Origin of the sequence: Haliea sp. (genome assembly GCF_040222615.1) — a bacterium.
Classification (GTDB): domain Bacteria; phylum Pseudomonadota; class Gammaproteobacteria; order Pseudomonadales; family Halieaceae; genus Haliea.
Window position 1 is genome coordinate 19,677 of the sequence record NZ_JAVKCQ010000036.1, and the last position, 24,646, is coordinate 44,322.

25 protein-coding genes and 1 tRNA gene are annotated in these 24,646 nt (G+C 65.2%); 19 read left to right on the forward strand and 7 right to left on the reverse strand.

Annotation, left to right across the window (positions count from 1 at the left end; translation table 11 throughout):
• The first annotated feature begins 32 nt into the window (after nucleotides 1–32).
• The 3 genes from RJQ10_RS03675 (at nucleotide 33) to RJQ10_RS03685 (ending at nucleotide 5,321) form a co-directional block, all read left to right on the forward strand.
• Nucleotides 33–1,421: a serine hydrolase domain-containing protein gene (locus tag RJQ10_RS03675; RefSeq protein WP_350143743.1), complete on the forward strand. Its 1,389-nt coding sequence runs from the start codon at nucleotides 33–35 to the stop codon at nucleotides 1,419–1,421.
• The gene (gene pepD, locus RJQ10_RS03680; RefSeq protein WP_350143745.1) at nucleotides 1,418–2,866 is read left to right on the forward strand and encodes a beta-Ala-His dipeptidase; all 1,449 of its coding nucleotides are present in this window, start codon (nucleotides 1,418–1,420) and stop codon (nucleotides 2,864–2,866) included. Before RJQ10_RS03675 ends, pepD begins: the two co-directional genes overlap by 4 nt.
• A 187-nt stretch (nucleotides 2,867–3,053) precedes the next feature.
• The gene (locus tag RJQ10_RS03685; protein ID WP_350143747.1) at nucleotides 3,054–5,321 is read left to right on the forward strand and encodes a TonB-dependent receptor; all 2,268 of its coding nucleotides are present in this window, start codon (nucleotides 3,054–3,056) and stop codon (nucleotides 5,319–5,321) included.
• A gap of 53 nt (nucleotides 5,322–5,374) precedes the next feature.
• Here RJQ10_RS03685 and RJQ10_RS03690 read toward each other — a convergent pair whose 3' ends face one another.
• Entirely contained in the window at nucleotides 5,375–6,547 is a 1,173-nt protein-coding gene (locus tag RJQ10_RS03690) for a cytochrome P450 (protein WP_350143749.1), read from the reverse strand.
• A 163-nt stretch (nucleotides 6,548–6,710) separates the two neighbouring features.
• On the opposite strand from RJQ10_RS03690, the gene RJQ10_RS03695 reads away from it, so the two are divergent.
• Nucleotides 6,711–7,460, forward strand: a complete 750-nt coding sequence (locus tag RJQ10_RS03695; protein ID WP_350143751.1) for an endonuclease/exonuclease/phosphatase family protein — start codon at nucleotides 6,711–6,713, stop codon at nucleotides 7,458–7,460.
• A 111-nt stretch (nucleotides 7,461–7,571) separates the two neighbouring features.
• Here the strand turns inward: RJQ10_RS03695 and RJQ10_RS03700 are convergent, their stop codons facing one another.
• From RJQ10_RS03700 to RJQ10_RS03725, 6 genes are all read right to left on the reverse strand, one after another.
• Nucleotides 7,572–8,636 carry an alpha/beta fold hydrolase gene (locus RJQ10_RS03700; protein ID WP_350143753.1) on the reverse strand — a complete coding sequence of 355 codons (1,065 nt, stop codon included), beginning with the start codon at nucleotides 8,634–8,636 and terminating at the stop codon, nucleotides 7,572–7,574.
• Nucleotides 8,629–8,832, reverse strand: coding sequence for a hypothetical protein (locus tag RJQ10_RS03705; protein WP_350143755.1), 204 nt, complete (start codon nucleotides 8,830–8,832; stop codon nucleotides 8,629–8,631). Before RJQ10_RS03705 ends, RJQ10_RS03700 begins: the two co-directional genes overlap by 8 nt.
• A complete protein-coding gene (locus RJQ10_RS03710) occupies nucleotides 8,805–9,209 on the reverse strand; it encodes a DUF6691 family protein (protein WP_350143756.1) in 405 nt (134 codons plus the stop codon). The genes RJQ10_RS03705 and RJQ10_RS03710 overlap by 28 nt, the downstream gene beginning before the upstream one ends.
• On the reverse strand, nucleotides 9,206–9,664 hold the full coding sequence (locus RJQ10_RS03715; protein ID WP_350143758.1) for a YeeE/YedE family protein: 459 nt from the start codon (nucleotides 9,662–9,664) through the stop codon (nucleotides 9,206–9,208). The genes RJQ10_RS03710 and RJQ10_RS03715 overlap by 4 nt, the downstream gene beginning before the upstream one ends.
• A 72-nt stretch (nucleotides 9,665–9,736) precedes the next feature.
• Nucleotides 9,737–9,810, reverse strand: a tRNA-Gly gene (locus RJQ10_RS03720).
• A 73-nt stretch (nucleotides 9,811–9,883) separates the two neighbouring features.
• Nucleotides 9,884–10,798 (reverse strand): cation diffusion facilitator family transporter, encoded by a 915-nt coding sequence (locus RJQ10_RS03725; protein WP_350143760.1) that lies wholly within the window; start codon nucleotides 10,796–10,798, stop codon nucleotides 9,884–9,886.
• A gap of 196 nt (nucleotides 10,799–10,994) precedes the next feature.
• Here RJQ10_RS03725 and RJQ10_RS03730 point away from each other — a divergent pair, with 196 nt between their 5' ends.
• The 15 genes from RJQ10_RS03730 to RJQ10_RS03800 all read left to right on the forward strand — a co-directional run.
• Nucleotides 10,995–11,465: a Na+/H+ antiporter subunit E gene (locus tag RJQ10_RS03730; RefSeq protein ID WP_350143762.1), complete on the forward strand. Its 471-nt coding sequence runs from the start codon at nucleotides 10,995–10,997 to the stop codon at nucleotides 11,463–11,465.
• Nucleotides 11,465–11,749, forward strand: coding sequence for an MrpF/PhaF family protein (locus tag RJQ10_RS03735; protein WP_350143790.1), 285 nt, complete (start codon nucleotides 11,465–11,467; stop codon nucleotides 11,747–11,749). Before RJQ10_RS03730 ends, RJQ10_RS03735 begins: the two co-directional genes overlap by 1 nt.
• Nucleotides 11,742–12,053: a monovalent cation/H(+) antiporter subunit G gene (locus tag RJQ10_RS03740; RefSeq protein WP_350143764.1), complete on the forward strand. Its 312-nt coding sequence runs from the start codon at nucleotides 11,742–11,744 to the stop codon at nucleotides 12,051–12,053. The genes RJQ10_RS03735 and RJQ10_RS03740 overlap by 8 nt, the downstream gene beginning before the upstream one ends.
• Entirely contained in the window at nucleotides 12,050–12,319 is a 270-nt protein-coding gene (locus tag RJQ10_RS03745) for a Na(+)/H(+) antiporter subunit B (protein WP_350143766.1), read from the forward strand. Before RJQ10_RS03740 ends, RJQ10_RS03745 begins: the two co-directional genes overlap by 4 nt.
• Entirely contained in the window at nucleotides 12,319–13,017 is a 699-nt protein-coding gene (locus RJQ10_RS03750; protein ID WP_350143768.1) for a Na(+)/H(+) antiporter subunit B, read from the forward strand. Before RJQ10_RS03745 ends, RJQ10_RS03750 begins: the two co-directional genes overlap by 1 nt.
• Complete coding sequence (locus RJQ10_RS03755; RefSeq protein WP_350143770.1) at nucleotides 13,014–13,322, forward strand: NADH-quinone oxidoreductase subunit K; 309 nt, start codon at nucleotides 13,014–13,016, stop codon at nucleotides 13,320–13,322. Before RJQ10_RS03750 ends, RJQ10_RS03755 begins: the two co-directional genes overlap by 4 nt.
• On the forward strand, nucleotides 13,319–14,797 hold the full coding sequence (locus tag RJQ10_RS03760) for a complex I subunit 5 family protein (protein WP_350143772.1): 1,479 nt from the start codon (nucleotides 13,319–13,321) through the stop codon (nucleotides 14,795–14,797). The genes RJQ10_RS03755 and RJQ10_RS03760 overlap by 4 nt, the downstream gene beginning before the upstream one ends.
• Entirely contained in the window at nucleotides 14,794–16,290 is a 1,497-nt protein-coding gene (locus RJQ10_RS03765) for a complex I subunit 5 family protein (RefSeq protein ID WP_350143774.1), read from the forward strand. Before RJQ10_RS03760 ends, RJQ10_RS03765 begins: the two co-directional genes overlap by 4 nt.
• Nucleotides 16,287–17,654 carry a complex I subunit 5 family protein gene (locus tag RJQ10_RS03770; RefSeq protein ID WP_350143776.1) on the forward strand — a complete coding sequence of 456 codons (1,368 nt, stop codon included), beginning with the start codon at nucleotides 16,287–16,289 and terminating at the stop codon, nucleotides 17,652–17,654. Before RJQ10_RS03765 ends, RJQ10_RS03770 begins: the two co-directional genes overlap by 4 nt.
• 117 nt (nucleotides 17,655–17,771) lie before the next feature.
• Nucleotides 17,772–19,010, forward strand: a complete 1,239-nt coding sequence (locus RJQ10_RS03775) for an NADH:flavin oxidoreductase (protein WP_350143778.1) — start codon at nucleotides 17,772–17,774, stop codon at nucleotides 19,008–19,010.
• 38 nt (nucleotides 19,011–19,048) lie between these two features.
• Nucleotides 19,049–19,843 (forward strand): SDR family oxidoreductase, encoded by a 795-nt coding sequence (locus RJQ10_RS03780; protein ID WP_350143780.1) that lies wholly within the window; start codon nucleotides 19,049–19,051, stop codon nucleotides 19,841–19,843.
• 140 nt (nucleotides 19,844–19,983) lie between these two features.
• Nucleotides 19,984–21,162 carry an acyl-CoA dehydrogenase family protein gene (locus RJQ10_RS03785; protein ID WP_350143782.1) on the forward strand — a complete coding sequence of 393 codons (1,179 nt, stop codon included), beginning with the start codon at nucleotides 19,984–19,986 and terminating at the stop codon, nucleotides 21,160–21,162.
• Between the two features lie 21 nt (nucleotides 21,163–21,183).
• Nucleotides 21,184–22,323, forward strand: a complete 1,140-nt coding sequence (locus RJQ10_RS03790; protein WP_350143784.1) for an acyl-CoA dehydrogenase family protein — start codon at nucleotides 21,184–21,186, stop codon at nucleotides 22,321–22,323.
• Nucleotides 22,324–22,354: 31 nt separating this feature from the next.
• On the forward strand, nucleotides 22,355–24,064 hold the full coding sequence (locus tag RJQ10_RS03795) for a class I adenylate-forming enzyme family protein (protein ID WP_350143786.1): 1,710 nt from the start codon (nucleotides 22,355–22,357) through the stop codon (nucleotides 24,062–24,064).
• Between the two features lie 45 nt (nucleotides 24,065–24,109).
• On the forward strand, nucleotides 24,110–24,646 hold a 537-nt coding region (locus tag RJQ10_RS03800), incomplete at its 3' end, for an acyl-CoA dehydrogenase family protein (protein ID WP_350143788.1).

Below are 24,646 nucleotides of genomic sequence, written 5' to 3' on the forward strand. Positions count from 1 at the left end.
AAATTCCGTTATCACATGGAGGTAACAAACCGGTGACATATCAGGACACACTGCAGAGCTGGTTCGATGCACGCAGGCGTGAGTACGGTGTGGTGGGCGCATCTCTGGCCCTGTTCTCCAAGGGGGAACTGGAGTCGACTGCCGCCGGTGTACTCAACCTGGACACTGGAGTGCCGGTGTCCACAGGCTCCCTGTTCCAGATCGGATCGATCAGCAAGGTATTTACTGCGACCCTGGTCATGCAGCTGGTGGATGAGGGACGCCTGGATCTCGACTGTCCGGTGCAGCGCTACCTGCCGGGATTCGCCATTGCCGATGCGGATGCATCGCGACTGATCACCGTGCGCCAGTTACTGTGTCACACCAGCGGCATGGAAGGAGACTTCTTCCCGGATGACCCGCGCTGGAGCGGGGCTGTATCGAGGTATGTGGAACAGTGCCGCCTGCTGCCCCAGCTGCATCCCGTCGGCGCGTACTTCTCCTACTGTAATAGCGGTTTTACCGTTGCCGGGCTACTGGTGGAACTTCTCACCGGGCAGCCGTGGCATGTAGCTGTGCGCGAGCGGATCTTCCGGCCGCTGGGCATGGCGGAGGCGGTCTGTGACCCGGCAGAGCTGCCGCGCTACAGCGCGGCCATCGGGCATGTTCCGCGGCAGGACGACGCTGCGCTCAGCATGGTTGCGGACCGGTGCTTTCTGCCGCCGGGCCTGGGTCCTGCCGGTGCGGTGCTGATGATGTCGGCGACGGACCTCATGCGCTTTGCCTGTTGCCATCTGTATGACGGCAAGGTGGCCCCTGGCGATTCGGTGCTGTCGGCGCGCTCGGTACAGGAGATGCGGCAAGCGCAGCTGCAACTACCGGCTCATTTTCCGCTGGGCGCCACGGCCTGGGGGCTCGGCTGGTATCTCGGGGAGACTGCGGGGCGGCGCATGTTCGGACACAATGGGGGAACGATCGGGCAGTTCGCCTACCTCCATGTATACCCGGAGCACGAGTTTGCCATCTGTCTGCTCAGCAATAGCCGCAGCGCTGCGTTTTTCTCCAGAATCGAGGAGGAACTGCTGTCGCAACGTCTGGATATCCAGGCCCACCCGGCGCCGGCCTGCGCGGTACAGCCCCGCGATTTTCCTCCCTACTGTGGCCGCTATCAGAACCTGGGAGGCACCCTGCAGATCAGCGACCGGCAGGGAACCCTGCACGCCGACTTCCACAGCGAGATCGGTGACCGCTTGGCGTCTCCCCTGCAGGCACTCGGGGATCACTGCTTTATCACCGGAGGCAGCGACCAGCAGCCCGGGCTAACACTGCACTTTCTCGGTCTGGATGGCGGAGAGGCAGCCTACGTACTGGCCGGGAGCCGACTGCTGCGACGGGTCGACGGCACGGGCGTGGCGAACAAAGAGGGAGTGCCGGACGCGTGACTGCAGAGACTCTGGATGATTTGCACGGGCCGCTGTGGGAGCACTTTCAGGCGCTCAGCCGAATTCCGAGGCCCTCCCGGCAGGAAGCCCGCGCCAGGGACTACGTGGCCGCGGTTGCCGATTCGAGAAACCTTCGCTGGGCGATAGATGAGATTGGCAACATTGTAGTCTACCTGCCTGCCACACCCGGGATGGAGAAGCGCGATACGGTGATCGTGCAGAATCACCTGGATATGGTGACTGTTCAGGCCCGCGACAAGGTTCACGATTTTACTCGCGACCCGCTGCAGCTGAGGCTCGCGGACGGTTGGCTGCTTGCGGACCGGACCACACTGGGCGCCGACAACGGCATCGGCTGTGCGGCGGCGCTGGCCCTGATCTCGGCCAGTGACCTGGTGCACCCCGCACTGGAGCTTCTGTTCACTGTTGACGAGGAGACAGGTATGGGCGGCGCTCGTCATCTCGATGCGGAGCTGCTGTGTGGAAAGCGCCTGCTCAATCTGGATACAGAGGACTGGGGGGAGCTGTATATCGGTTGTACCGGTGGTCGTGGCTGGTCCATGGAGTGCGAGTTTGGTTTGGACCTCGTGCCGGACGACCATGTGGGCGGCGAGTTGTCGCTGGTCGGGCTGGCGGGCGGACACTCGGGGCTGGACATCCACTTGCAGCGCGGCAATGCCATCCAGCTGCTGGCTGACTGGCTCAATCGAGCGGGCTTGCTCGGAGTCAGGCTGGCCCAACTCGACGCAGGAATTGCGCACAACGTGATTCCCAGGGACGGCCGGGTCCGGTTTTCCTGCCCGGGGCGGGCGCTGCCCGCGCTGCGGGCGCTGAATGACCAATTACTGCAAGTGTGGCGAAGTTACCTGCCGGAGGCGGATGCCGCCCTGCAGTTGTCGATGGAATCCGTGCGAGTTGAGCGAGTTCTGCCGGAGGAGTCGCAGACGCTGTTGTGCAGGGCACTGCTCATGCTGCCGCATGGGGTAGAGCGCTATGCTACCGCCCAGGCAGGCACAATGGCTTCGCTTAGCAGTAACCTGGGTGTAGCGCGATTGGAAGACGGCGCGCTGTACATAGAGCTAAGCCTGCGCTATTTCCGTGACTCTGAGGCGGAGTCGCTGACAGCGAAGGTGTTGTCGGTGTCTGACAGCTGTGGCTTCTCGACAGCCAGAATCCTCAACTACCCCGGGTGGGTGCCGGATCCCGACAGCCAGCTTCTGCAGCGCGCCTGCGAGGTTTACCAGCGGCGTTTCGGGGAGCCGCCGCGAATCAAGCTGATCCACGCGGGCCTGGAATGCGGTGTTCTGAAGCACAGGCTGGGTGAGTTGGAGGTCATTTCCTTCGGTCCTACGATTCGCGATGCGCACTCGCCCGGCGAGCGCCTTGAGGTGGCGACGGTCGCGCCTTTCTGGCAGTACCTTACGGATTTACTCGCCACTCTCTAACCAGCATTTGAATGCCTCGCAGGCGCGGACTGCGGGACAAGCTGGCACCTGAAACTGGACAGAAGAACGTGACGGTGTGCTACAAGCTTGTGACTTTTGGTAAATACCCTTACTGCCCGCAATGCCAGACTCGGTGTCGACTGATACGTGAATAAACGTTATTTTCGAAACAGCGGGGACGGGTGAGATGACTACACAAAAAATCTACGGGGCTGTCAGCAGCAGCAACAGGGACTTCGTACAATCGGCGATTGCCGCGGGTCTCGGCCTGGCAGTCCAGCTTGGTGCATGCACTGCCTGGGCGCAGGAACAAAGTGCGGCGGTGTTGGAGGAAGTGGTGGTCACGGCCAACAAGCGCAGCCAAAGCCTGCAGGATGTGGCGGCCAGTGTGTCGGCCCTGACCACAGGCAGCATCGAACGCCAGGGGCTGGATGACTTCGCCGGCGTAGCCCGCGTCCTGCCTGGCGTGACCCTGAACCAGCCGGTAAAAAACCGCGCCGTGTTCAATATCCGCGGTCTCTCCACCAACATTGGCGGCGGCAACACCCAGGACCCTGTGGCGGTCTACATCAACGACATGCCGGTAACGGATACTTTCGGCGCCTCGGTGCAGCCGGATCTGAGGCTTTATGATGTAGAGCGGGTCGAGGTCCTGCGCGGCCCGCAGGGTACGCTGTTCGGTTCGGGTTCCCTCGCTGGCACGGTGAGAATCATCACCAACAAGCCGGAGATGTCGGCGTTTGATGGATCCCTGCGCGCGGACCTGGCGAACACCGACGACGCCGGTCTTCGCCAGCGTTATGATGCCATGGTGAACATCCCGCTGGTGGACGACAGCCTGGCGTTGCGTGCGGTGGCCTATTATCGCGATGAGGCCGGCTGGGTGGATAACCTGGTGCTGGGAACCGATAACAGCACTGAGGACAAGGGCGGCAGGCTGTCCCTGCGTTGGCAGCCGGGCGATGCCTTCAGGCTGACCGGCGAAGTGCTGTACCAGGACAGCGATCCCGAGGATGGAGACAGCTGGGCTCCCGAATTGGGGAAATTCAACAAGTCTTCCACCCTTGACGAAGGCCGACCCTCGACGATCACCAGCTACAACCTGACCCTGGAATACGTCATTCCGGATTTCGCCGACCTGGTGTCGACAACGTCGTATCTGGAATCGGAGACCGCGGTCAGTATTGACTACGGGGATATCACCGGTCTCGGTTTTCCTCTGCACGCCCGCAACGCGCCCTGGGAAATCGACTTCCTGACCCAGGAATTGCGCCTCGTTTCCAACACCGATTCAGGCCTGGACTGGGTGCTCGGTGCCTTCTACATTGAGCGTGAGTCGGTGGCAGACTTCAATTTCCAGCTGGTGGGGCTCGCCGACTTCTTTAACCCGATACTCGGCGCGGGCCTGCCGCCCAGCGATAACTTCCTGGTGACGCGTACCACCACTCGCTCGGAAGAAATGGCAGTCTTTGCCGATATCAACTACCAGCTTACCGGGCAATGGTACCTGGGCGGTGGCGTGCGGGTTGCCGATACCGAGGTAAGCATCAATGAGCCGCGGCGGGAGGTGTTGAATTTTGCGACATTCCTGCCAGCGGTGATGTCCTTCAGCAATGAAGGCGAGGATTCGGGCATTGTCACCTGGCGAGGGTCCCTGTCTTACCAGCCTGCGGATTCCCTGCATTTCTACGCCAGTGTCAGCAAGGGTTACCGCATCGGCCAGACCAACCCGTTCGTCGGGCGCAGCCCGGTAGATCCCGAGGACCCGCTGGATATCCCCAACATTTACCAGCCCGATGAAACGCTCAACTACGAGCTGGGCGCCAAGACCCTGTTGTGGGGCCAGCGCCTGCGCCTGAATGTCGCCGCCTACTACATTGAATGGGAGGATATCCAGGTCGACGCCATTCGCCTCTCTGACGTTGCCAACTACATCGCCAACGCGGGCGAGGCGATATCCCGCGGGGTTGAAGTGGAGATGCAGTTGACGCCGCTGGAGGGGCTGGTGTTCGACCTTTCCCTGGCGCTGCAGGACGCCGAGATCGACAGCATCAGCGCGGCGGACAGTCTCCGCTCCGGTGTGCTGGAGGGCGATATCCTGCCAGGCTCCATGGATTACACCCTGGCCGCTGCGGTGCAATATACCTGGCCTCTGGCCAGCGGCCGGCAGATGTACGCCAGGCTCGCAGCCCAGCTGGTCGACTCGTCCCCCAATGGCTTTTCCAACCAGGCGGGCAGCCTTGACGTCAACCCCTTCCTGGCGGAAAACGAGGCTTATGAAAATGTCGATGCCAGCATTGGTTTGGTAACGGATCAGTGGGAGCTGAGCCTTTACGGTGAAAACCTTACCAACAATGATGACTACATTCTCAACGGCGGAGCGAACTCGGGGGTGAATTATATCAACACCCTCCGTCCGCGAACCCTGGGCATGCGGTTGCATTATTTCTTCTGAGCCTTTCTGGCGGCGTTAGGGCGGCGATTCCTTCGCGCCCGCGCCCGGGATGGCTACCAGCTCACCGGCAGCGTGGCGGGTCCGCGCAATATCGCGCCGCGGGGTACTGCGGCCTCCGGGTCGCGCAGTGACAGCCCCGGAAGGCGCTCCAGTACGACGTCCAGTGCAACCGCAAGCTGCCTGCGCGCCAGGTGCATTCCCGGGCACAGACGCGGTCCGGGGCCGAAGCTGAGCAGCTTCTTGCTGCTGTCCCGGTGCATGTCGAACACATCCGGCTGCGTGAATACGGTCGGGTCGCGGTTGGCCGCGGCTATCGCAAACAGGCAGAAGGTGGAGGCAGGGATGCGCATACCGTGGAACTCCACAGCTTGTGCGGCGGACAGCCGCGGCAGCACCGCGACGGGTGTTTCGAAGCGCAGCAATTCTTCAATGGCATTGGCGCGCAATTGGGGCTGGGCGAGCACTGCCTGCCAGCGTTCCGGCTGTGCCAGCAGCGTGTAGACCAGGTTGCCCAGTGCATCGGTAGTGGTCGATGCGCCGGCGCTGAACAGCAGGCGGATATGGGCGAGGATTTCTTCGTCGGTGAGCTGGCGGTCATCGACTTCCGCCAACACCAGGCCGGAGAGGATGTCATCGCGGGGTTCGCGGCGGCGCTCGGCGAGGATGGGCAGCAGGTAGCGCGTGATCTGCTCGGCACAGTGGCGGGAGCGAACGGGATCGCGGGGAAATTCCAGAAATCCAACCGCCCAGTCGCGGAACTGGTCCTCCCTGTCGCCGGGTATCCCCAGCATCCGGCTGATGACGGCGAAGGCGACGCGGTGGGTGAAGGCACTGGCGAAGTCGGCGCTGCGCTGCGTGCCAAGGCGATCAATGAGCTCGTGGGCAATTTGCGCCAGTCCCTCCTGTTCCATGGCTTCCACCGCGCGGGACTGGAATGCCGGCGTGGCCAGGCGCCGGTACAGGCGGTGCTGCTCGCCTTCCATGGTCTGGAATGTCACCCCTTGCACAGGTTCAATGGTAATCCGGTAGGCTTCTGCAGGAGGGAAGCGTTCATTGTCGCGAAACGCCTCAGCCAATGCGCGATGGCTGCTTATAAGCACGGCGGGCCGACCGCCAAAGCGGGCCGGCATGACCGGGCCTTGAGCGCGCAGCAGCGCCAGGCTGCGGTGCAGCGCGACACCGGCAAAGTCATTGGTGGCGAAATCGTGCTGGTCGGGAACTGGCACCTGTTGCCTTCTCCACCCGGGAGGAAATCCTGGATGAGATTAGCAGAATTCCTCCCTGCCATGGAACCGGGCGCTTGACCGGGTGTCGATTTACTGGCCCCATGGCGCATGCCCCGGCACGGGGGGCGCGTAGAGGTTTTTTCAGGAGCGGTACAGCGTCGCCATGGACATCAAGGTTATCACCTACAACATCCACAAGGGTTTCAGCGCGGGAAACCAGCGCTTCGTGCTTGGGCGCATTCGCGAGCTGCTGGAGGAAGAGCACGCCGACGTGGTGTTCCTGCAGGAGATTCACGGCTCGACCCGGCGCTACCGGAAAAAGTTGGGGGATTTTCCCGATGTGCCCCATTTCGAGTACCTTGCCGACCGCCTGTGGCCCCACTATGCCTACGGCAAGAACGCGATTTACCGCAAAGGCGATCACGGTAACGCCATCCTCAGCAAGTACCCCTTTCGCTTCTGGGAGAACATCGATATCTCCAATCACCGCCTCGCCAGCCGCAGTATTCTGCACGGGATTGTCGAGCTGCCGGGAGGGCAGCCCTTGCACCTGCTCTGCGTGCACATGGGGTTGTTCCAGGCCGAGCGCAGCCGCCAGCTGGATACGCTGGTCGAACGCATCGAGAGCCATGTGCCCCACGATGAGCCGCTGTTGATCGCCGGGGATTTCAACGACTGGAAACTGCGCGCGTCACAGCATTTCGAGGATGACCTGGAGGTGCGCGAGCTGTTCAGCGAATTGACCGGCCGCCATGCCCGGACCTTCCCGGTGTGGTTGCCGGTCCTGCCGATGGACCGGATCTATGCCCGCGGGCTCAAGGCCCACGCCTGCGCCTGTCTCGCCAGCGGTCCCTGGCGTCAGCTGTCTGATCACGCCGCGCTCAGCGGGGTGTACGGCGTCCCGCCGCGCTGACAGCCGGTTGCCGACCCGGAGCCACTGGTAGCCACCTTAGAGAGATTCGTCCGCTCCGCCCGAATCGAGGGGTGCCCGGGCGCAGCGGTGAAACCAGTCCCGGGCTCAACCCTACCGGCAGCTCTCCAGGAACTCCGCCAGTACCCGATTGAAGGCGAGCGGCTTTTCCATTTGCATGAAATGGCCGGCGCCGGGGATCAGTTCCATCCGGCTCAGGCCGGATACCCGCGCCGCCATCAGTGCCAGGGCATCGTCGCCAATCATCTTCAGCACCGCGTCCTCGGCACCGGCGACAAACAGCGTGGTCACCTCTACCCCGGCGTCCGCCCAGTGCAGGCCAATCTGCCAGTTGCGGTCCGCCACGCGGTAGCTGTTCAGGCCACCGATAAAGGCCAGCTCCTCCCCCGCCAGCAGATACTGCCGCGCCAGGTAGTCAAAGTCGGCGTCACTCATCCACGACCAGGGCAGTGGCGGTGCCGGTGCCAGCACGTCCAGGTAGCCCGTGCCCGCGGCGGGATAGCGGTCCCAGCCGAGGAGGTTTCCCTTCCCACTCAGCGCCCAGTAGAGGCGCTGGAGAAACTCCCGGGCCCGGGGACCGAGTTCGGCCTCGGCGGGGCCCACGGACTGGAAGTAGTGCATGTGGAAGAAGTGGTGCTCGGCCAGGGCAGCGAAACAGGCGCTCGGTGCGAGATCCGGCCGCGCAAAAGGCCGCTGTGTTATATCGCCCGCGGCCGTTTGGCTGCCGGCACAGCCGCGTCCGGCGAGATCGAAATCATAGGGACAACTGGTGGGCACGATGGCCACGCAGGCCTCGGGGTGTCGTACCGCCATATTCCATACCTGGGCGGTGCCGAAATCGTGACCGACGAATATGGCGCGGTCCTCGCCAAAATGGCGCAGTACCGCCAGCAGGTCACCGCAGTGGCGCGCGCTGTCATAGTCCGCCACTTCCACGGGGCGGTCCGACTGACCATAACCTCGCTGGTCGATCGCCACTGCCCTGAAACCGAGCTGGGCCACCATCGGTAACTGGTGGCGCCAGCTGTACCAGAGCCCCGGAAAACCGTGACAGAAAACCACCAGTGGCCCTTCACCGAGCGCCACGGCATGCAGGCGCACACCGTCGCTGTCTATCCAGTGATCCTCCAGTTGCGACCAGGGCAGTGACTCAGGCACCGCCGATAAGCTCCATCTCGTCACCGAGTGGTGCGAACATGATTTTCAGTAGCTCCTCGTCGGCATAGGCCCGCTCGCCGGTCAGTGCGGTCTCACCGTAGGTCAGGATGCCCAGAATGCGTTGACCTACGGGGAACAGTTCGTAGACGGGGTCCACTTCCAGGGTGGTCAGGCTGGCAGCCGGTTGCCGACCCACAGTCCCGCCACCAGGCCAATGACCACGATTGAGGCGGGCCAGAAACCCATCCCCAGGGCGGCTACCGCAGGTCCCGGGCAGAAGCCAGTGACACCCCAGCCAATACCGAACAGGGCGCTGCCAACCAGCAGGGGCGGGTCAATGCGGTGTGGTGGGCCGTCGTCGCCGGTGTCGGTGGCGCTGGCCCTGCGCAGGGACAGTCGCACGCCGATCCAGGACACCAGGATCGCGCTGACCATCACCAGCGCCAGGGACGGGTCCCAGGCGCCGGCGATGTCGAGAAAGCCGATTACCTTGGCGGGGTTGACCATGCCCGACAGGAGCAGGCCGGCGCCGAACAGCAGGCCGGCGATGAGTGACGAAAGTGTCGAGTTCACAGCGGCAACCCCCAGGTTTCACGCCAGATAAAGACCGTGGCAAAGCCCGCCAGCATGAAGGTCAGGACCGCGGCCAGGGAGCGCGGGGAAAATCGCGCCAGTCCGCACACACCGTGGCCGCTGGTGCAGCCGTTGGCCATGCGTGTTCCCAGCCCGACCAGGAAGCCACCGGCCAGCAGGCGCAGGATATCCATGGGTTCCGCGACAGGCACCGATGGCCGGAACGGGCCGGTCGCAGGCAGCAGCGGCAGCAATAACAGCGGAGCCAGGATCAGCCCGGCGACAAAGGCGACGCGCCAGTTCTGCAAGCCGGTGCGCTGCAGCAGATTGCCGAGTATGCCGCTGATCCCGGCGATCTGGCCGTTGGCCAGCAGCAGGAGGCTGGCGGCCAGACCGATCAGCAGGCCTCCCGCGAGGGAGTGCCAGGGAGTAAAAACGGACCAGGCAATGTCCATAGTGCTACCTCGTTTTCAAAGGACGTTCAGTATAGAGGGATACATGAAGCAGGATAGGAGGGGGCGGAAGAGTGGAGCGGGTGATGGGAATCGAACCCACGCTATCAGCTTGGGAAGCTGAAGTTCTGCCATTGAACTACACCCGCGTCAGGCCGCGATGGTAGCCGGAACCGCGCGGGCCGTCAAAGGCCCGGTGATGCTGCGCTGCCATTGCCGGGCTCACTGCAGCTGCTCGTCCTGCTGTGTCTCCACAATGCCGGCGGGATCCTGGTGAATCACCACATCCGCCGCAGGTATCGCGGCCATGATGGCGGCCTCCACTTCGTCGGAGATGGTGTGGGAGCGAAACAGCGACATGGCGCCATCCAGTTCCAGGTGCATTTCGATAAAGTCGATCCGTCCGGAGCTGCGGGTGCGCAGGTCGTGCACGCCGCGAACTTCGGGGTGGCCCTCGGCGATGGCGAGGATCCGGGCCCGCTGCTCATCCGGCAACTCCCGGTCAAGCAGCTCGTTGAAGGCGTCGCGCATGATGCCCCGGGCGGACCAGAGGATGTACACGCCCGCGGCAATGGCGAACAGCGGGTCCATGCCCGGCCAGCCGTACTGGGCCAGCAGCAGGGCGACGATGACGCCGGAGTTGGTCAGCAGGTCGGTGCGGTAGTGCAGGGCATCCGCGCGGATCGCGGCGGAGTTCGTGCGCCGGATCACATGCCCCTGTAGCACCAGCAGCCCGGCTGTTGCGGCGATGGTGAATACCATCACCGCCAGGCCCAGGCCATGGGCCTGCAGCGGTGCCGGGTCGACCAGCCTTCTGGCGGCCTCAAACATCAGGAACAGGCCGGAGCCGATGATAAATGTACTCTGGGCCAGGGCGGCGATTGACTCCGCCTTGCCGTGACCGAAACGATGCTGGCGATCAGCCGGCACAAGGGCATAGCGCACTGCGAACAGGTTGAGCAGCGAGGCGCCGGAATCCATCAGCGAGTCCACCAGCGAAGCGAGGATGCTCATGGATGACGTTTGCCAGTAGGCAACCCCCTTGGCCGCGATCAGGATCACGGCAACGGTCACCGACGCATTGGTTGCCAGCTTGAGCAGGCGGGCCCCTTCGGCCTGGGAAATCTGGGCAGTCATGGTTGCAGGTTTGCCGTTCGCAGCGGTCAGGGGGATGAGCATAGAGTAGCTGGCCCGGCATGGCAAAGGCAGGGGCGCAAGCTGTTGGCGATGGGCGCCAGGGAATGCCGGGGAGCCGGCAAGTGGTATAGTTCCGGGGTGGAGCCGGCGCTGGAGGTGCCGGTATTGTTTCCCGAACCCGGGTAAGGGAGCCGATATGGCCTATGCAGGCAGCGCAGCCGTCCGTACAGCCCTGCTGCTGGTGGTGTGGTGGGCGCTGACGGAGGGTGATCCGGCCGCCGCTGGCTTTGGCCTCGGCGCGGCGCTACTGGTTGCGCTGTTGTCTCTGCGTCTTTTTCCACCAAGCGCGCCGCGTCCACAGCTGGCCGCTACCCTGGCATTTGCCGGCTACTTTATCCTGCGTTCGATGGTCGCCGGGGTGGATGTTGCCCGGCGGCTGTTGTCGCCGCGCCTGCCGCTGAGACCGGGTTATGTAACCTACACCACCTCGCTGGCGGAGGGCAGGCCGCGCTGGCTGCTGGCCAATGCCCTGTCACTGCTGCCCGGGACCCTGAGCGTCACCCTGCGCGACAACGAGCTGGAGCTGCACTGCCTCGATACCGCCCTGCCGGTGCGCGAGGATGTGGCTCGCGCCGAGCAGCGGATTGCCCGGATATTTTCCCCGTGATGCTGCTGGACGCCGTCGCCGCGGCCCTGTTGTTGCTCCTGCTGTTGGGTCTGCTGCGGATCTGGCTCGGGCCCGCCCCGGCAGATCGCATGCTGGCCTCGCAGCTGTTTGGCACCACCGGGGTCGCCCTGCTGTTGGTGCTGGCCGAATCCCAGGCAGAACCGGCGCTGCGCGATGTGGCCCTGGTGCTGGCGCTGCTGGCAGTGCTCGCGACGGTGGCTTTTGTCACCCGGGTGCTGCGCATTGCCCGCGCCGACAGCGCGGGGGAGCAGCACGATGCCTGACAGCCCCCTGCTCATGCTGCAAGCCCTGCTGCTGATCATGGGCTGCCTGTTTTTCGCGGTGGGAACGCTGGGCCTGTTTCGCCTGCCAGACACCCTGACCCGCATCCACGCCCTGACCAAGGCGGATAATCTGGGTCTCGGTTTGATCGCTATGGGACTGCTACCCGCTGTCGCAGGCCCGGCCACCGCCGCCAAGATTCTGCTGGTCTGGCTGGTGGCACTGGCGGCCAGCGCCACCGCGGCCCACCTCGTGGGCCGGGCCTTGCGCGCCATGGAAGGCGGTGACGACGGGAGCGGCCCGTGAGCTGGCTGCTTGACGGTCTCCTGATAGTGTCCCTGCTGGTGACCGCGGTCGCTGCGCTGCTTTCCCGCGACCTGTTCCGGGCGGTGGTGATGTTCATGGCCTTTGGCTTGCTGATGGCATTGGCCTGGGTGCGCCTGCAGGCACCGGATATTGCCCTTGCCGAGGCGGCCATCGGCGCCGGTCTCACCGGGGTATTGCTGCTGGACGCGGTGAGCCATTTCCAGCGCGGCAGGCTGCGGGAACAGCCGCCCGGAGAGGAGGGCTGATGCGCAGACTGCTGGTGTTGTTGACCGTGGCTGCCTGTACGGCTCTGACCATCGTTCTCGCGCTGGCGGTGCTGCAGGCGGCCGGATCCGCGGTGGTGTCGGACCTGCCGCAACAGCTGGCGGCGAGTCTTGGGCGCAGTGGTGTCGAGCACCCCACCACCGCGGTCCTGCTCAATTTCCGCAGCTACGACACCCTCCTCGAGATCGGCGTCCTGGTGATCGCCGGCATGTCGGGGATTTCCCTGGCCAGTACCCGGTCCCTGGAGGACCCGGCCCTGCGCAGCTCGGACGTCCTGCTCTACGCCCTGCAGCGCTGGTTTGTGCCGCTGATGTTGCTGCTGGCGGCCTACCTGCTCTGGGCCGGCTCCCATCGTCCCGGTGGCGCGTTCCAGGCCGGCGCGGTGCTGGCCGCCACCGGGGTGCTGATGCGGCTGGGCGGGCTGCCAATGGCTTTTATCCGTCCCGGAGTCCTCCTGCGCCTCGGGCTGGTGCTGGGTTTCGCCGTGTTCCTGCTGGTGGCGATCGCCAGTGTCCTGGCCGGAAAAGCCTTCCTGGCCTATCCGCCGGGTATGGCCGGTGGCCTGATTCTCGCTATTGAAACCGTGCTGACCCTGTCGATCGGCATGATCCTGCTCGCCCTGTTTGTGGCGGCCCCGATCAGTGCGGAGCATGAACCGGAGGAGGGCGGGGAATCGTGAGTCCCGATCTGCTCTATGCGCTCTCGGGGGTCGCCCTGTGCGGTATCGGGCTCGCCGGGTTCCTGCTGCTGGACCATCTGCTGCGGCGCCTGCTGGCCTTCAACCTGCTCGGTTCCGGCGTATTCCTGGTGCTGGTGGGTCTGGCCCAGCACCGCGGCGGCCCGGATCCGGTGCCCCAGGCACTGGTGCTCACGGGCATTGTCGTGGCGATCGCCGCCACTGCGCTGGCAATAGTGCTGATCCGGCGCTATTTCCATCTGACCGGCCGCACGTCGCTGGCGGACGCAGGGGACGGGCAGTCTTGAGCCAGTGGCTGATGGCGGGCCTGCTGTTCACGCCCCTGGCGTGGGCGGCCCTGTCCCTGCTGCTGGACTTCCGCCGGGGACGCTGGCTGAGCTGGCTCGGCATGCTGATCCAGGTGCTGGTATCCCTGTCGCTGTGGTTCGCCGTTGCCACCGGCGGCGGATTCTTCTACGCCCTCGCCGGCTGGCAAGCGCCGCTGGGCATCGCCCTGCGGGTGGACGGGCTGGCGGTAAGCTTTGTCCTGCTGACAGCCGCCGTGGCCACCGCCTGCGGTGTGCACGCCGGGGTTTACCTGGACCCCAGCAAATCCTGGCAGCGCTATTTCTGGCCCCTGTTCTGGTTTCTCTGGGCCGGACTCAATGGCGTCTGGCTGGGTGCCGACCTGTTCAATCTCTACGTTGGCCTGGAGCTGATCAGCCTGGCGGCGGTGGGGCTGGTGGCCCTGGGCGGCGAGGCGGCGGCGCTGCGGGCGGCCCTGCGTTACCTGTTTGCGGCCCTGCTGGGCTCCCTGGCCTATCTACTCGGGGTGGCGTTGCTGTACGGGCAGTTTGGCACGCTGTCCCTGACGGGCATTGCCGACGTGGTGGGTGCAGCGGAACCCGCGGCCGCCCTGGCACTGCTGCTGATGTTGGCGGGTCTCGCGCTGAAGACGGCCCTGTTCCCCCTGCACGGTTGGCTGCCGCCGGCCCACGGTATTGCCAAATCCCCGGTCAGCGCGCTGCTGTCCGGCCTGGTGGTCAAGGCGTCTTTCTATATTGCCGCCCGCCTGTGGCTGGAGCTTGGGGATCGTCTCGGGTCACAGCTGCTGGCTCAGGGCCTGGGTGCGCTGGGCGCCGCAGCGGTACTCTGGGGCAGCTGGCGAGCCTTCCGTCAGCCCTACCTGAAGCAGGTCGTCGCCTATTCCTCGGTGGCCCAGATCGGCTACCTGTTCCTGCTGTTCCCGCTGACCTATGCCGTGGCGGAGCCAGTCTCCCGGCTGGCGCAGCAGGGCATTACCCTGCAGGTCATCAGTCATGCCCTGGCCAAGGCCGCGATGTTCCTCGCCGCCGGCAACCTGATCCTGTCGGTGCGCAGCAAGCGGGTGGATGCGCTGGGCGGTGTGAGTCACTTCCTGCCGTTCTCCCTGTTCTCTTTCGGTCTGGCCGGGGTGTCGCTGATGGGAATGCCGCCGACGGGGGGATTTGCCGCCAAGTGGCTCCTGCTGCAGGCCAGCCTCGCCAGCGGCCAGTGGTGGTGGATCGCGGTATTGCTGCTGGGCGGGGTACTGGCGGCCGCCTATGTGTTCCGTATCTACCGCGCTTCCTTTCTCGAGGACAGCGCCAGCGACGATTTTTACCATCCACCGAAGACGCTGGAAGCGATTCCCATGATTCTGGCCCTGCTGGCACTGGGGCTGGGCCTGGTGGCAGAGCCGGTACTGTCGGTACTGGCACTGCCCTTCGAGGTGGCCGCCGGGGTGACGGTGGTGCAGCCATGAGCCTCACAGCGCTGTTGCCGATACTCGCCCTGCTGAGCTCCTTGCTGGCGGCGGTGGTGATCTTCGCCCTGCCCGAAAGCAGTCATCGCCTGCGCACCCTGGTCAACCTGCTGGCCGCGGTGTTGAAGCTGGCTATCGTGGCGGCGATGACCTGGGGCGTGTTCCGCGGGGTGGATTTCAGCGTGAGTTTCACCATGCTGCCCGGGGTGAACTTCATGCTGCGCGCCGATGCCCTGGCGATGCTGTTTGCCGGGCTGTCGGCGGTACTGTGGTTGCTGACCACGATCTACGCGGTCGGGTACCTGGAGGATTCGCCCAACCGCAGCCGTTTCTTCGGCTTCTTCAGCCTCTGCGTGGCCAGTACCATGGGCATTGCCCTGGCCGGGAACCTGTTCACTTTTTTCCTGTTCTACGAAATGCTCACCCTGTCCACCTACCCGCTGGTGGTGCATCGGGGCACCGAGAAGGCGCTGCAGGCCGGCCGCAACTACATTATCTATACCCTGGGTGGCGGCGTGGTGTTGCTGCTGGGCATTGTCTGGCTGCACGGCCTGGCCGGGGATCTGGCATTCCGGGAAACAGGCCATTTCCAGGGGGTGGACCCGTCCCTGCACGGCCAACTGACGCTGATTTTTGTCCTCCTGATCGCCGGCCTGGGGGTAAAGGCAGGCATGTTCCCGCTGCACGGCTGGCTGCCCCAGGCCATGGTGGCCCCTGCCCCGGTCAGCGCCCTGTTGCACGCGGTGGCCGTGGTGAAGGCCGGGGCCTTTGGCATTGTGCGGGTGATCTACGACATCTTTGGCATCGACTTCGCCTACCGCCAGGGGCTGCTGGAACCCCTGGCCTGGCTGGCGGCGTTTACCATTCTCTACGGCTCGGTGCGGGCGCTGTCACAGATCGACCTCAAGCGCCGGCTGGCCTTTTCCACCATCAGCCAGGTGTCCTACATCATCCTCGGGGTGACCCTGTTCGGGCCGCTGGGGACGGTGGGCGGCCTGGTTCACCTGCTGCACCAGGGCATCATGAAGATCACGCTGTTTTTCTGCGCCGGGAACTATGCCGAGACCCTGGGGGTGCACCGGGTGGACGAGCTGGACGGCGCCGGGGCGCGAATGCCCGCGACCTCGATTGCCTTTACCGCAGCGGCGCTGGGCATGATCGGAGTGCCGCCGCTGGCCGGATTTGTCACCAAGTGGACCCTGGGCGCCGGCGCGCTGGCCGCGCAAATGGAGTGGGCCGTCCTGATCCTGCTGCTCAGCAGCCTGCTCAATGCCGCCTACTTCCTGCCCATTGTCTACCGGCTGTGGTTTCTCCCGGTTGCCGCACCCTGGCCGGAGGAGCGGCGCTGGGGGCGGCTGGAAACCAATGCCTGGTTGTTCTGGCCGCCATTGGTCACCATGCTGATGCTGGTGCTGGTCGGCCTGCTGGCGCCAACGGTTGTCAGCCCCCTGTCCTGGGCACAGCTGATCGCGGTGCGGATGTACCTGCCGTGAACAGTTTGCCGTCGACTGCACTGATTGCGGCCAGTGTGCTGCTGCCCTTGTTGTATCCGCTACTGGCGCTGCGCGGTGTCTGGCGTGGCGCCCTGCGTGCGCTCCTGCCGCTGCTGCCCCTGCCGGCGCTGGTCCTGGCGCTGCTCTCCGCTTCGCCGTGGACCCTGGAACTGCCCTGGCTGGTCCTCGGCAGCACCTGGATGCTGGACGAGCTGCGGCGCAGTTTCCTGCTGCTGACCGCATTGCTGTGGAGTACCGCAGGACTGTACGCGGCCGGTTACCTGGGCGCGGAACAGCTGCGCCGCTTCTGCGTTTTCTGGGGCTTTACCCTGGCCGGCAATCTCGGCCTGGTACTGGCCGGGGACATGGCCAGTTTCTACATGTTCTTTACCGTGATGACCTTCGCCGGCTACGGCCTGGTGGTGCATGAGGGCAGCGACCGCGCGTGCTTTGCCGGGCGGGTCTACCTGGTCATGGCACTCATCGGTGAAATGGCGCTGCTGGCGGGGTTCCTGCTGGCGTTTCGCGCGGCAGACAGCCTGCTGCTGGCCGATGTGGCCGCCGCCATAACAACCACCGGCACCGATGGCTGGCTCATCGCGGCCCTGTTCCTGGCCGGTTTCGGGGTCAAGGCCGGTTTGCCCCTGCTGCACTTCTGGTTGCCGCTGGCGCACCCGGTGGCGCCGACCCCCGCGAGCGCGGTGCTGAGCGGGGCAATGATCAAGGCCGGCCTGCTGGGTTGGCTGCTGACGCTGCCCATCGGTGAGTCGGGCTGGGCGCCCTGGGGGCAGTTCCTGATGGTGCTGGGCTTTGTCGGCTCCCTGGGCGCCGTGTTGCCCGGAGCGCTGCAGCGGGATCCGAAAACCGTGCTGGCCTGGTCCAGCATCAGTCAGATGGGGCTGATGGCGGTGCTGGTGGGTGCGGCGCTGGCGGCGCCCGGCCACGCCCCGTTACTGGTGCCGCTGATCGCCCTGTTTGCCTTGCACCACGGCCTGGCCAAGGGTTGCCTGTTCCTGGCCGTGGGCCTGGTGCTACCCGCCAGTCGGGTATTGCGCTTGCTGCTGTGGTTGCTCCTCGCCCTGCCAGTAGTGTCCCTGCTGGGGCTGCCGTTTACCAGTGGCGCCCTGGCCAAGGGGGTGATGAAGGACACCCTGCTGGCGCTGCCGGGCCTGCCCCTGGGGTCCCAGCTGCCCCTGCTGCTGCAGGCCGCCACTCTCGCTACCCTGGTCCTGGTTGCCCGCTACGCCTGGCTGCTGTGGCGGCAGCTGCAACCGGGTACGGTGGCCACCGCCCGCTGGGCCGGCTGGGCCCTGGCGGTGCTCTGCAGCGCGGTACTGTTCTGGTACTTGCCCGGGGTCGGCTGATCCCTCGCTGCCTGCCAATTTGAACCGATGACCGCTGCGATAGCGCCGGCCATCGCGATGGCGGAAGCAGGGGGGTACCATCCGCAGTCTGTACTTTCCCCACAGCGTGGTTGCCCCATGACAGCAGCAATTTCTCCCTTCGATCCGGTCACTCTGGGCCCCTTGACCCTGCGCAACCGGTTTATCAAATCCGGTGCCAATGAGGCGATGTGCCTGGACGGCAAGCCCACCAAAGCACTGGTCAAGCACCACCGGGACCTGGCGGCCGGTGGGGTGGGGATGACCACGGTGGCCTACATTGCGGTGGCGAAGGTCGGGCGCACGCTGCCCAACCAGATCTGGATGCGCCCCGAGGTGCTGCCCGACCTGCGGGTGCTGACCCAGGCCGTGCACGACGAGGGTGCGGCCATCTCCGCCCAGATCACCCACGGCGGCTCCTTCGTCACCGGGATGAAAGCGCCCGGCCGCACCATCAGCTCCTCGGCCGGGTTCAATCCCGCGGGCGCGCTGAAGGGCAATTTCTTCCAGCGGGCGATGACCGAGGCGGACATGGCGCAGGTGGTGGCGGAGTTTGTCGCCGCGGCCGAGCTGGCCCGTGAGGCCGGCTTCGATGCGGTGGAGCTGCACATGGGCCACGGCTATCTGCTCAACCAGTTTATTTCCCCGCTCAGCAACCGCCGCGAGGATGAGTACGGTGGCAGCGCCGAGAATCGGGTGCGTTTCCCGGCCCGGGTGTTGGCGGCGGTCAAGCAGGCGGTGGGCCAGGATCTGGCGGTGCTGGCCAAGGTCAACGTCGCCGACGGCGTTCGTCGCGGCGCCACGGTCGAGGATGCCATCGTCACCGCCCGGGCCCTGCAGGCCGCGGGGGCCGATATGCTGGTACTGTCCGGTGGCCGCAACGTGGAGTCCACCTGGTTTATGTTCGGCAGCAACATGAACCGCGAAACCATCAGCCGGGTGCTGAAGCAACAGGGCGAGTGGGTGACGGCGCTGATGATGAAGGCGGCGGCCTCCAGCGAACCGAAGATCGATTTCAGGGAAATGTATTTCCTCGACTATTCGCGGAAAATACGCGCCGCGGTCGATCTGCCACTCGCCTACCTCGGCGGCACCAAGAGCCTCGCCAATGCCGAGCAGGCGATGGCGGAAGGCTTCGAGTGTGTGGTCCTGGCCCGGGCGCTGATCCACGATGCGGCCCTGGTGAACAAATTCCGCAGCGGCGAACTGACTGAATCGGGCTGTGACAACTGCAACGCCTGCGTTGCCTACATCTACCACCCGGCGGGAACCTGGTGCGTGCACAACCCGCCCAACGACCCGCGGCTGAACACCATCCCCGCCGCGGCGGTGGACTGATCGCCAACCTTTTCTTGACCCACTGACAGGAGCATCCCATGGCCAGTATTCTCGACCGTTTCCGTCTCGACGGGCAGGTCGCCATCATCACCGGTGCGGGTCGCGGCATTGGCGCGGCGACCGCCATTGCCTACGCCGATGCGGGCGCCGATGTGGTGATTTCCGCGCGCACCCGCAGCGAGCTGGAGGAAACCGCGGAGCAGGTACGCGCCCGCGGGCAGCGCGCCCTGGTGATCACCTGCGACGTTATGGAAGCCGGGCAACGCAAGGATCTGGTGGCGCAGGCTGTCGCCGAGTTCGGGCGCCTCGATATCCTGGTCAACAACGCCGGCGGCTGGGGTCCCAAGCCGGCGCTGGAGACCACGGACGAGGATTTCGACGCCTGCTTTCACTTCAACGTCACCACGGCGTTTTCGCTTTCCCGCTTGAGCGTGCCGCAGATGGTGGCCACCGCGGGCAAGGGCGCCATCGTCAATATCTCTTCCACCGCCGGCATTCATCCGCAGCCGGGCTTCGCCGCCTACGGGACCGGCAAGGCGGCCCTGTCCTGGCTTACCCGGGAGCTGGCCCAGGATTTTGCGCCGCGGGTGCGGGTCAACGCCATTGGCGTCGGCGCCATCCTGACCTCGGCGCTGGCCAACTTCATGAACGAGGAGCTGGAGCAGACCATGCTGGCCAGAACCCCGCTGGCCCGCCTCGGGGCCGCCGAGGACATCGCCGCCTGCGCGCTGTACCTCGCCTCGCCGGCGGCGGACTACGTGACCGGCGAGATCTACGGGGTCAATGGCGGTATCACGACCTCGCAGGTGCAGATGCCGCGGGCGGCGCTGTAGCATGCGTTGACACTATGCGGGTCACCCCGGGCATTCTTGAAAGCTAGCAAAACATACTGTATGTTCAAATCCGGTTTGCGGGGCCTCCGGTCCCCGCAGTGAACTGGACGGCGGCCGCCCGGCCCCGAAGAGGTGATCCCGTGAGCAATCTGGAACAATTCCGCGCTGAAACCCGTGCGTGGCTGGAAGACAACTGCCCGCCGGCCATGCGTGAGCCAATCCGCAGTTTCGAGGACCTGTACACCGGCGGACGCGACCCCGAAATCAAGCACCCCGACCAGCAGCTGTGGTGCGAGCGCATGGCCGCCCGCGGCTGGACTGTGCCGCACTGGCCCCGGGAGTACGGCGGTGGCGGCCTGGACAAGGAACAGTGCAAGGTGCTGCAGCAGGAGATGGCGCGGATCAACGCCCGTCGCCCGCTGGAGAGCTTCGGCATCTCCATGCTCGGCCCGGCCCTGCTGCAGTTTGGCAGCGAGGAACAGAAGCTCGAGCACCTGCCTCCCATCTGCCGCGGCGAAATCCGCTGGTGCCAGGGCTATTCCGAGCCCAATGCCGGCTCCGACCTGGCCAGTCTGCAGACCCGCGCCGAGGATCACGGCGACCACTACATCATCAACGGCCAGAAAGTCTGGACTTCCTACGCCGACAAGGCGGACTGGATATTCTGCCTGGTGCGCACTGACAACAGCGGCAGCAAGCACGAGGGCATCAGCTTTGTGCTGTTTGACATGGCGAGCCCCGGAGTCAGCACCCGCCCGATTCGCCTGATCAGCGGCTCCTCGCCGTTTTGCGAGACCTTCTTTGACAACGTAAAAGCCTGGAAGCGCAACCGGGTGGGCGAGGAAGGCAAGGGCTGGGCCATCGCCAAATACCTGCTCACCCACGAGCGGGAAATGATCTCCAGCTTCGGTGCAGCGCCGAAGAAATCGCCGGGGGAGGCCGCGCTCGAGACCCTGGGCGCGGACGCCAGCGGGCGCCTCGGCAACGGGATCCTGCGTCACACCATCGCCCAGTACCAGCTCGATGCCCTCGCCTTTGCCGCCACCATGAGCCGGGTCGGAGATGAAGCGAAGGCGGGGCAGGGCCTGGGCGCAGCATCGTCGATCTTCAAGTACTACGGTACCGAGCTGAACAAGCGCCGCAATGAGCTCAACCTGGCGATCGGTGGCGAGGCTGCCCTGGGCTGGGACGGCGAGGTCTATCACGGGGGTGCCACCAGCCGCGACTGGCTGCGCTCCAAGGGCAACTCCATCGAGGGCGGCACCTCCGAGGTGCAGCTGAACATTATCGCCAAGCGGGTCCTGGGCCTGCCGGACTGAGCGCGAGAGAGGACTGACAAGATGGCACTGGTACTGACTGAAGAGCAGGTGATGCTCAGGGAATCCGCCGCCGGCCTGCTGGCGGACAGGGCCGGCGTGGCGCAGCTGCGCGCCTTGCGCGATGCGGGTGACGAGCTGGGCTTTTCCCGCGAGGTGTGGCAGGAAATCGCGGCCATGGGCTGGCCGGGGATCGCCATTCCCGAAGCCTACGATGGACTTGGCTACGGCTACACCGGCCTCGGCCTGGTGCTGGAACAGGCCGGGCGCCACCTGAGCCCCACCCCGCTGCAGTCTTCGGTCCTGGTGGGTGCGACTGCGGTCCACGCGCTGGGCACGGAGGCCCAGAAGCGGACCCTGCTGCCCGCCCTCGCCGCCGGCGAATTGCTGGTGTCCCTGGCGCTGCAGGAGGGCGTACAGCATGCGCCGGAGCAGACCGCCATGGCCGCGGTTCCCGCCGCCGACGGCTACACCCTGACCGGCGACAAGACCCTGGTCCTCGACGCGCTGGCGGCGGACCGTTTCGTCGTCATTGCCCGCACCTCGGGCAGCGCGGGTGACACCGAGGGCCTGACCGCCTTCCTGGTGCCGGCGGATGCGGCGGGCCTCACGGTCGAACGGCGCAGCCTGGTGGATTCCCGCGGAGTCGGTGCGCTGCATTTCGATGGCGTGCAGGTGCCGGCCGATGCGGTCATGGGCGAGCCGGGGCGGGCCTGGGCAGGCCTCGGCCGTACCCTGGATATCGCCAATATTGGCCTGGCAGCGGAGCTGCTGGGCGTGGCCACCGAGGCGTTCGAGCGCACGGTAGCCTATCTCAAGGAGCGCAAGCAGTTCGGCAAAGTAATCGGTACTTTCCAGGGCCTGCAGCACCGGGCGGCGGAGCTGTTTGCGGAGCTGGAATTGGCTCGCTCCATCGTCCTGCAGGCACTGCAGGCGATAGACGCCGACGATCCCGAGCTGCCGAAGCTGGCCAGCGCAGCCAAGGCCAAGCTCTGCGAGGTCGCCCAGCGCGCGACCAACGAGGGCATCCAGATGCACGGCGGCATCGGCATGACCGACGAATACGAGATCGGCTTCTTTATCAAGCGAGCGCGGGTTGCCCAGCACTGTTTCGGTGACTATAACTACCATCTGGACCGCTTCGCCCGCCTCAGCGGATTCTAGCGGTCCAGAAGACGGAGCAATAATAATCCCCATGGATCCGGCACTGGAACAATACGCGGCCACAGTGGCCGCTCTCACCGCCGATGGCCAGCCTTTTGCGCTGGAGAAGGTGGTTGTCAACGGCGTGGACTTTCTCAGCTATGTCACCATGCCGGCCAATCTCGGCGCCTACTGCGCGCTGATGCAGAACCACGGCGAGCGGGATTTTGTCGCCTACCGCGACCAGCGCTACAGTTTTGCCGCAACCCTGGCTCACAGCGCCGCCCTGGGTGCCGCCCTGCAGCGCAAGTTTGGCGTGGGCCCGGGGGACCGGGTGGCCATCGCCAGCCGCAACAACCCGGAGTGGATGATGGCGTTCATCGCCATTGTCTCCATCGGCGCGGTGGCGGTGCCAATGAATGCCTGGTGGACCACCGAGGAACTGGACTACGGCATCGAGGACAGCGGCAGCAGGATCGTGGTCGCGGATCCGGAGCGCGCCGCACGGCTGGCCCCCATCGCCGGGCATCGTCAGCTGCGCATCATCTCGGTGGGCGAGGTCAGCCACCTGCCGTTGCACACGGCAGACTTCTGGGCGCTGCAGGCCGAGTTTGCCGGGTCGCCAATGCCCGCGGTCGCGGTAGGCCCGGAGGATGACGCCACCATCATGTATACGTCCGGCTCCACCGGGCACCCCAAGGGCGCGGTGTCCACGCACCGGGCCATCCTGGCAGCCCTGTGGAGCTGGATGCTGCTGGGCACGGCGACCAAGGCGCTCGCCGGCGATACTGCCGCTCCGAGCCTGCCGCCTGCCGGCTTGCTCACCATTCCCCTGTTCCACTGCACTGCCAGCCACTCGGCGTTCCTGCTGTCGCTGCTGATCGGGCGCAAGCTGGTTATCATGCACAAGTGGGATGTGCAGGAGGCCCTGCGTTTGATCGAGGCCGAGCGCATTACCTGGTTCAACGGCGTGCCCACCATGTCGGCGGAACTGCAGGCGGCGGCCCGGGATACGGAGCGCGACATCTCCTCGCTGGTGGATATTTTCTCCGGTGGCGCGGCACGGCCCCCGGATCAGGTCGGCAAGATAGCCTCGACCTTCAAACGCTCGGTACCGGGGATCGGTTACGGTCTCACCGAGACCAACGCCATCGGTGCCGTCAACGCCGGCGCCGCCTATGTCGCCAATCCCGCCAGCACCGGGCGCGTGGTCCCCGCGGTCACCGAGTTCAAGATCATCGACAGCGCCGGCAACAACTTGCCGGCTGGCGAGCGCGGCGAGCTGTGCATCAAGTCCATCGCCAACTGCCGCGGCTACTGGAACAAGCCCGAAGCCACCCGCGAGGCCTTTATCGATGGCTGGTTCCATACCGGTGATGTCGCCTACCTGGACCAGCAGGGGTTTCTCTATATCGTCGACCGGATCAAGGACATCATTATCCGCGGCGGCGAGAACATCAGCTGTATCGAGGTGGAGGCCGCCATCCACAGGCACCCCGCGGTGCTGGAGGCGGCGGTATTCGGCCTGCCAGATGAACGCCTGGGCGAGGCGGTGGGCGCGGCGGTGGTGCTGTGCGAGGGGCAGGAACTGGCGGCCGCGGAGCTGCAAGACTACCTGCGTGAACACCTGGCGGCCTTCAAGGTGCCGGCCCACATCTGGCTGCAGCGCGAGCTGTTGCCGCGCATCGCCTCGGGCAAGATTTTCAAGCGTCAGCTGAAGGCGGAATACGCGGCCAAGCTAGGCCAGGGGGCCGGGTCCTAGCTCTGGCCGTCACCCACTCATTTTCACCGAAGAAGCGAGTACCTCATGGATATTGGAGTCAGTGACAGATTGCAGCCCCTGCTGGCGCAGGTAAAGGCATTCATGGCCGCGGAAATCGCGCCGGTTGAAGAGGAGTATCTAGCCGAGATCGGCGTCGGCGACCGCTGGCAGTTCACTGACCGCCAGACGGAGATCATGGAGACCCTGAAGGGCAAGGCGAAGGCAGCGGGGCTGTGGAACTTTTTCCTGACCGATGGCGAGCACGGCTCCGGCCTCACCACGGTGGAATACGCCTACCTGGCGGAAGAGATGGGCAAGTCCCATATTGCCGCCGAGGTGTTCAACTGCGCCGCGCCCGACACCGGCAACATGGAGGTCCTGCACAAGTACGGCAGCGACGCCCAGAAAAAGCAGTGGCTGGAACCGCTGCTGAACGGTGAGATCCGCTCCGCCTACGCCATGACCGAACCCGGTGTCGCCTCTTCCGATGCCACCAATGTCTGTACCAGCGCCGTGCTGGAGGGCGACGAGTGGGTGATCAACGGCGAGAAGCACTACATTTCCGGCGCCGGCGACCCTCGC

Bases quoted from the DNA above. Each gene is read 5' to 3' on its own strand.
- RJQ10_RS03735 (WP_350143790.1), top strand. From the start codon at position 11,465: ATGCTGCTGGACGCCGTCGCCGCGGCCCTGTTGTTGCTCCTGCTGTTG.
- RJQ10_RS03765 (WP_350143774.1), top strand. From the start codon at position 14,794: ATGAGCCTCACAGCGCTGTTGCCGATACTCGCCCTGCTGAGCTCCTTG.
- RJQ10_RS03740 (WP_350143764.1), top strand. From the start codon at position 11,742: ATGCCTGACAGCCCCCTGCTCATGCTGCAAGCCCTGCTGCTGATCATG.
- RJQ10_RS03715 (WP_350143758.1), bottom strand. From the start codon at position 9,664: ATGGACATTGCCTGGTCCGTTTTTACTCCCTGGCACTCCCTCGCGGGA.
- RJQ10_RS03795 (WP_350143786.1), top strand. From the start codon at position 22,355: ATGGATCCGGCACTGGAACAATACGCGGCCACAGTGGCCGCTCTCACC.
- RJQ10_RS03685 (WP_350143747.1), top strand. From the start codon at position 3,054: ATGACTACACAAAAAATCTACGGGGCTGTCAGCAGCAGCAACAGGGAC.
- RJQ10_RS03730 (WP_350143762.1), top strand. From the start codon at position 10,995: ATGGCCTATGCAGGCAGCGCAGCCGTCCGTACAGCCCTGCTGCTGGTG.
- RJQ10_RS03775 (WP_350143778.1), top strand. From the start codon at position 17,772: ATGACAGCAGCAATTTCTCCCTTCGATCCGGTCACTCTGGGCCCCTTG.
- RJQ10_RS03725 (WP_350143760.1), bottom strand. From the start codon at position 10,798: ATGACTGCCCAGATTTCCCAGGCCGAAGGGGCCCGCCTGCTCAAGCTG.
- RJQ10_RS03750 (WP_350143768.1), top strand. From the start codon at position 12,319: ATGCGCAGACTGCTGGTGTTGTTGACCGTGGCTGCCTGTACGGCTCTG.
- RJQ10_RS03780 (WP_350143780.1), top strand. From the start codon at position 19,049: ATGGCCAGTATTCTCGACCGTTTCCGTCTCGACGGGCAGGTCGCCATC.
- RJQ10_RS03790 (WP_350143784.1), top strand. From the start codon at position 21,184: ATGGCACTGGTACTGACTGAAGAGCAGGTGATGCTCAGGGAATCCGCC.
- RJQ10_RS03695 (WP_350143751.1), top strand. From the start codon at position 6,711: ATGGACATCAAGGTTATCACCTACAACATCCACAAGGGTTTCAGCGCG.